At 37.3% G+C, this 6734-nt stretch carries 7 protein-coding genes; 5 read left to right on the forward strand and 2 right to left on the reverse strand.

Going from position 1 to position 6734, the window contains the following annotated elements; all coding sequences use genetic code 11:
* Positions 1–717: 717 nt before the first annotated feature.
* From zwf to Q8907_10780, 4 genes are all read left to right on the forward strand, one after another.
* Positions 718–2247 carry a glucose-6-phosphate dehydrogenase gene (zwf, locus tag Q8907_10765; GenBank protein ID MDP4274749.1) on the forward strand — a complete coding sequence of 510 codons (1530 nt, stop codon included), beginning with the start codon at positions 718–720 and terminating at the stop codon, positions 2245–2247.
* Positions 2222–2983, forward strand: coding sequence for a 6-phosphogluconolactonase (gene pgl / locus Q8907_10770; protein ID MDP4274750.1), 762 nt, complete (start codon positions 2222–2224; stop codon positions 2981–2983). Before zwf ends, pgl begins: the two co-directional genes overlap by 26 nt.
* A gap of 109 nt (positions 2984–3092) precedes the next feature.
* Positions 3093–3428 (forward strand): cupin domain-containing protein, encoded by a 336-nt coding sequence (locus Q8907_10775; GenBank protein MDP4274751.1) that lies wholly within the window; start codon positions 3093–3095, stop codon positions 3426–3428.
* 431 nt (positions 3429–3859) lie between these two features.
* A complete protein-coding gene (locus Q8907_10780; protein ID MDP4274752.1) occupies positions 3860–4843 on the forward strand; it encodes a type IX secretion system membrane protein PorP/SprF in 984 nt (327 codons plus the stop codon).
* 101 nt (positions 4844–4944) lie between these two features.
* Here Q8907_10780 and Q8907_10785 read toward each other — a convergent pair whose 3' ends face one another.
* Positions 4945–5076, reverse strand: a complete 132-nt coding sequence (locus tag Q8907_10785) for a 30S ribosomal protein THX (GenBank protein ID MDP4274753.1) — start codon at positions 5074–5076, stop codon at positions 4945–4947.
* 227 nt (positions 5077–5303) lie between these two features.
* On the opposite strand from Q8907_10785, the gene Q8907_10790 reads away from it, so the two are divergent.
* Positions 5304–6194 carry a hypothetical protein gene (locus tag Q8907_10790; GenBank protein ID MDP4274754.1) on the forward strand — a complete coding sequence of 297 codons (891 nt, stop codon included), beginning with the start codon at positions 5304–5306 and terminating at the stop codon, positions 6192–6194.
* Between the two features lie 56 nt (positions 6195–6250).
* Here Q8907_10790 and Q8907_10795 read toward each other — a convergent pair.
* The coding region (locus Q8907_10795) for a coproporphyrinogen III oxidase (protein MDP4274755.1) at positions 6251–6734 on the reverse strand (484 nt) is incomplete at its 5' end.

Below are 6734 nucleotides of genomic sequence, written 5' to 3' on the forward strand. Positions count from 1 at the left end.
ATTGTTCATCATGTCACATAGAAATAATGAGAAATATTCCTCTGTGTCTTCTCTGTGTACCTCTGTGTTATTGTATCGATTTATTACACAGAGAACCACAGAGTTTTAACACAGAGTGCCACAGAGAAATCTGTTATAACCACTTTATACTACTTGCGAAACTTGAATTAATAATTGACGCTTCACGGATGAAAGTCTGGAACTTTCATTTGCGAAGCGTTAAAAATAAAATCCTTATTGGCTGCATTCCGTCCAAGCGAAACCGATCCGCCAGCTGGCGGATTAATGCAGTCACAGTCTTTTTTGCTTCCTTTTTGTAACGATAAAAAGGAAGAATGAAGTTTAACCACTTAGGCATTAAAGGCACATAGAAATAATGGGAAATATTCCTCAGTACTTTTTCTGTGTTAGCGTATTAATTTATTACACATAGAACCACAAAGTTTTAACACAGAGCCATAGAGAAATCTGTTATTATACCAGACAGAATTTATTTTTTTGTATATTTAAATTTATTCTTTCAACAAAATAGGATCAAATGGTTTCGAAGCTTTAGGATAACCCTGTCTGCAAATGAAAAAAAATGTTAAGTAAAGAGGTTTAGATCTGTACTCAAAATTGAAGCCCTGATATTAACATGAAAATAAATACGGATTATTTGAATCATTGATAAATATTACTTGAGAAGTTATTAGTTTAAAATTTTATTCCAAGGATATGGAAAAACCTGAAAATTCTATTCTGGTAATCTTCGGCGCTTCCGGTGATCTGACCTACCGCAAGCTGGTCCCTGCTATTTATGCCTTAAAAGTGCAAGAACTGCTGCCGGAAAACTTCGCCGTCATGGGTGTAAGCAGAACTGCCTTATCCGACGGGGACTTTCGCAATAAAATGAAAGAAGCTATCCGGAACTTCACCGAAGATAAAGACCTGCTGAATGAGCAGAAGATTGAAGAATTTGCATCCAGTCTTTCTTACCTTTCCATTGACTTAAAATCGCCCGGTGATTATTCCCTGCTGAAAGAAAAACTGGATGAGATTGACAAACAACAGCTTACCGGTGGCAATTACCTGTTTTACATGGCCTTGCCCCCAAACATGTTTGAAATTATTACCAGAAACCTTGCATTTGCCGGATTAAATAAACAGAGTGGGGGATATAAAAGGGTTGTTGTCGAAAAGCCTTTTGGTTATGATTTGGAAACGGGGATTCAACTCAACGCCCGGCTTCATGAAAATTTTGAAGAAAACCAGATTTACCGTATTGACCATTATCTGGGAAAGGAGTCGGTACAAAACCTCCTGGTCACCCGCTTTGCCAACGGCATATTCGAACCTTTGTGGAACAGGAACTATGTTCACCATGTGGAAGTTACCTCATCCGAAAGTATTGGTGTAGAAAACAGAGGCCGGTATTACGACAGTTCGGGAGCATTGCGTGATATGGTTCAAAATCATCTTCTTCAGATTGTGGGGCTTACAGCTATGGAGCCTCCGTCATCCCTTGATTCGGATTCAATCCGTAATGAAACATTAAAGGTGATGCAGTCGCTAAGGCCTATTGCTGAAGGTGAAGTGGAAAAATCCGTCATCCGTGGGCAATATCTTGCTTCCAAAATCCGTGGGGAACACATTCCCGGTTACCGCGATGAAAAAGACGTTGCGACCGATTCGCGCACCGAAACATACGTAGCCATGAAATTTTACATTGACAACTGGCGCTGGGGTGGGGTACCGTTTTATATCCGTACAGGGAAACGCCTTCCTATAAGGGTTACAGAAATTGTTATACATTTTAAAGCCACGCCCCATTATCTTTTTGCCAAAAGCGAAGTGTGTTCCTCAGGCAACCAGCTCATCATCCGCATTCAACCTGATGAAGGACTGCTGATCAAATTCGGCATGAAATTACCCGGAGCTGGTTTTAATGTCAAAGAAGTAAATATGGACTTTCATTACTCTGATCTTTCGGATATAAGGCTTCCCTCTGCTTATGAGCGCCTGATTTATGATGCCCTGATCGGAGATTCTACCCTTTTTGCACGCAGTGACGCAGTGGAAGCCGCCTGGAAATTTGTCACTCCTATTCTGAATGCCTGGGCCAATAACCCGTCCATTAAAATATTTGGTTACCCTGCAGGTTCATGGGGACCCGAATGTGCAGATAATTTTATTGAAGGAAAAAACATTACGTGGCGCTATCCCTGTAAAAATTTAACCAATGATTCCAATTATTGTGAACTATAATCATTCATCTATGCATCCCATTATTCAAATCAGTTCTTCACCTGTTGAACTGGCTTCAAGCCTGGCTGAAGAACTTTCACAATCCATTAAAACTACAGCCGAAAAAAATAAAACCTTTACACTGACCCTTTCAGGGGGAAATACGCCAGCCCTATTATTTTCTATACTTGCAGAATATTATAGAACCTCTATTCCATGGAAAAATGTTCATCTGTTCTGGGGAGATGAACGTTGTGTCCCGCCATACCACACCGATAGCAATTACGGGATGACCAAACTTCATCTGCTTGATAAAGTTTCCATTCCCGCAGTAAATATACATAGGATACATGGAGAAGACGATCCTATCAAAGAAACAGAAAGATATGCCCATGAGATATCAAAATATACAGATAAAGTCAACAATATTCCCTCTTTCGACTATATCCTCCTGGGCCTGGGGACTGATGGCCACACAGCTTCCATATTTCCCGGATATATGGATTTATTCCAATCTCAAAAAATATGTGAACTAACTCTTCAACCTCAAACACGGCAAAAAAGGATCACCCTTACCGGCCCTGTCATTAACAATGCCAGGCAATTGGCCTTCCTTGTTACAGGAAAATCCAAGGCTTCTGTTGTTGCCGACATTATTAATAAAACTGAAGCCGGTCCATACCCGGCTGCCTGTGTTGCCCTAACCCACGGAAAACTCAAATGGTACCTCGATTCCGATGCTTCTGCATTACTCTGATAATTATTCATACCTGATTATTATAATGCCATGCATGTTTTTTGCAGTTAATAATTGTTTTTGTAGGTTTGTTACCATTTTTAATTTGTATAACTAAAAAAAAGTAAAAATGCCAGTACATTATAGAAATTCAACTCCTAAAAAAGTTTTGGCTGAAGGAATTACCAGAAGAATAGCCTATACCGATCATCTTCTGTCTGCCGTGCTTGAATATACCAATGGTCCGATGGCACAGCCAGATCCGCCCCATTCCCATCCACACGAGCAGGTTTCTTATGTAGCCCAGGGAGAACTCTATGTTTTTATTGGTGATGAGAAATATCATCTGCACACAGGTGATCAATTCTCTGTTCCACCGGATGTTCCCCACACTATCCAAAACCTGGGGACCAACTTGATTTTGGTCGATAATTTCACTCCGGTCAGGAAAGATTTTATCGAGTAATTCAGCACATTTTATCCGTTGAGTTAATCTGTAAGATAACTGCTTATTGGTATTCCTCTATTTAAAAATGACGAGATAATCACGGGTAAAAAATTTTTTTGAGCATACGGCACCTTTAAGGTGCCTACTCAAAAATTGATTTCTGTTATTTCATCCTTATTGAAATAAGGGTTTTATAGCATATCCCTTCACGGAAATCCTTATAAAATCCCTTTTCCTTTTTCTGAACTGAATTTTTAAACCATCTAAAATTCAGGCAGGAGAGGAGAGGTGATGCAATCGATTTAAACCCTTGCATTTCTCTTCAAAATTCTCCAGGAAAGGATTTTAAATTTCTCTGAACCTATTAATAAATAAGAACTAAATTAGGGAAATTCCTTGTTTTTACTATAAATTTGTATAAGTAGTTCATTAATAGCCAGTATTAAACCATGAATAAACATATACTCGCAGGGTTGTTGTTTCTGTTCTTCTTTTGTACTGGTATTTCCAGGGCACAGCAGCAGGCATTATACAGCCAGTATATGTTAAATGAATATTTGATCAATCCTGCTGTTGCTGGTGATGATGGCTACACATCCATTAATTTCACTGCCCGTGACCAATGGGTAGGAATTGAAAATTCCCCAAAAACGTTTTCCGTGGGCATACAGACCCGTCTGCTTAAACGAAATTATATCATCAAAAATAATATCTTTCTGAAGAAAAAGACTGTTCTGCCAGGCAGAAGCGGAAGAGTAGGGTTGGGAGCTGCCATTTACAATGATCGCAATGGCCTCATTAACCGTACCGGCTTTCAGGGTACTTATGCTTATCATATTTTTATCCGCTCCTCGCAGCTTTCTTTCGGACTGACCGGATCGGCTTTTCAGTTTAGAATTCTGGATAACATTCAAATTCATGATCCTTCTGATCCAATAATTAACAGTGGGTTGCGTCGTTCATTGATTGTCCCTGACGCATCTGCAGGCATCTATCTCTCCAATGATCATTATTATACAGGCGCATCTGTAACTCAATTGTTTCAGTCCATCTTAAAATTTGGAAACAGTGATTTAAAAGGCTATAAAATGTGCCGCTGTTATTACTTTATGGGAGGTTATCGTTTTGAACTTTCTCCTGATTATGACCTTGAACCTTCCCTCCTGGTGATGAGCCCAGAAAATCTTTTGGCCCAGGCTGATATTAACTGTAAATTATATTATCTGAAAGATTTTTGGGGAGGTTTATCTTATCGAACAAATAAAACTTTTGTCGCAATGGCTGGTATGAGAATAAACCGTTTGTACATAGGTTATTCTTTCGATTATACGCTTTCTTCCCTTCGTCGCCAAAGTTTTGGCTCACACGAAATTACCATTGCCCTCAAATATGGAGATAATGCCCGCCGTTTCCTGTGGCTTAACAGGTATTAATCCTCTGAAAACAAAAAAAGAAAAAAGGATGTGAATTCTTTTTTCTTTTAAATGAAATATCAATTTTCTGCTAAAATAAATTTGAAGCAAATATTCCTCCTTTACTTCTTTTTTTCTTCTTTTTTAACTTTTTCAACAGGTTTTGCTGTTGGTTTGGCATCTTGAGGCCTGTTTACGCCATAACTACCCATAAATATTTTCCCTCTTCTACTCTTTTTATCACCTTTTCCCATAATATTTATATTTTATTAAGTTTATAATTAATTCCAGAAAATAACTTTCTACTTTTGATTTTTAGAACCTCAAAATTACAAAAACTTCCAGTGCAGAAAACTACCTGAAAAAAAATTTTATAAATTCTTAAAATCCACTTTATTTATATCCGCTCAACTTCCCATTATATCCTTTTTTTACTTTAAATTTGCATATACATTAATAATTAATTAAAAAAATTAATTTTATGGAAGAAAATATTCAGAAAAATAAAGGATTAACTGTTGTATTGGTGATAATTATTCTTATTTTAATTACACTGCTGGCAATAGTTTTTTCAAAATATAAGCAAAAAAATGTTGAGTTGTCGGGTATGACTGATATTAAAACTCAGGTGGAAGTGCAAAAAAATGATCTTTCCAAACAGATGAATGATATCATCGTACAATACGACTCTATGAAGACTACCAATAATAGGGCAAATGTTCAACTTGAGAATGAAAAACACAAAGTAAAACAACTTTTAGCCCTTAATGCTTCCAGTGTTGAAAAAGTCAGATTATACGAAAAGGAACTTCAAACCCTGCGTCAGATCATGCGCAGTTATATAGTTCAGATTGATTCTCTCAACCAGAAAAACAAATACCTTGTTAATGAAAATGTTGATGTTAAAACCAAGTTGGGTAAAGCAAAGGATGAAAACACACAATTGACCCAACAACGCGACGAACTGAATACTAAGGTTCAAAAAGCTGCCGTGATGGCTGCTAAAAATATTCTGGTCACTCCGCTGAATAAGAAAGGTAAAGAAAAAAATAAAATCAAGAGCATTGATAAACTCAGGGCTTGCTTTACAATCAGAGAAAATGCCATTGTGCCGGCAGGTGCTAAAATGATTTATATTCGAATTTTACGGCCTGACGACAAAGTATTAACTAATCCGGAAAAAGGGACTTTCCTCTTCCAGGAACAGAATATTGTATACACAGCAAAACGTGAAGTTGAGTATGAAAATAAAGATGTTGATTTATGCATCTATTGTAATGCTGCCAATGAATTAATTGGCGGTAATTATACACTGGATATTTTTGCAGACGGTAATTTAATTGGCAGCTCTACTTTCTCACTTGCAAAATAATAGACCTGAATATTTAATCATTTAAAATATAAACCCCGGGTAAAGCTCCCGGGGTTTTATATTTCTATAAATTCACAAATTATTCCATCCGAAATAAATTTCGCCTCATCGGTCAATATCAATTTATTATCGGTTTTGACTATCCTGCTTCCGAATTTTTCAGCCACCTTCAGGCAATAGTCCACTGTCTTTTGCCCGAAATGTTTGCCGATATAATCCAGATCGGCTCCCCACATCGTTCTTAATGAAGTAAGCATATAATCATTAAATTTTGCTTTTTCATCCAAAATTTCTTTTTCAGAAATTTTGAAACCCTTTTCCATTCCTTCTATATATCTGCTGTTATTTGCGCAATTCCATTGCCGGGATATACCGTTAAAAGAATGGGCCGAAGGCCCTATTCCCAAATAGGTTGTTCCATTCCAATAATTACAGTTATGTTTTGAAAAGTACCCTTCCAAAGCAAAATTTGAAATCTCATAATGAATATAACCATGATTTAAAGCCTCTCTTAACAATATCCTGTACTGTTCCACACTG

The sequence above is a fragment of the Bacteroidota bacterium genome, assembly GCA_030706565.1.
GTDB lineage: Bacteria > Bacteroidota > Bacteroidia > Bacteroidales > JAUZOH01 > JAUZOH01.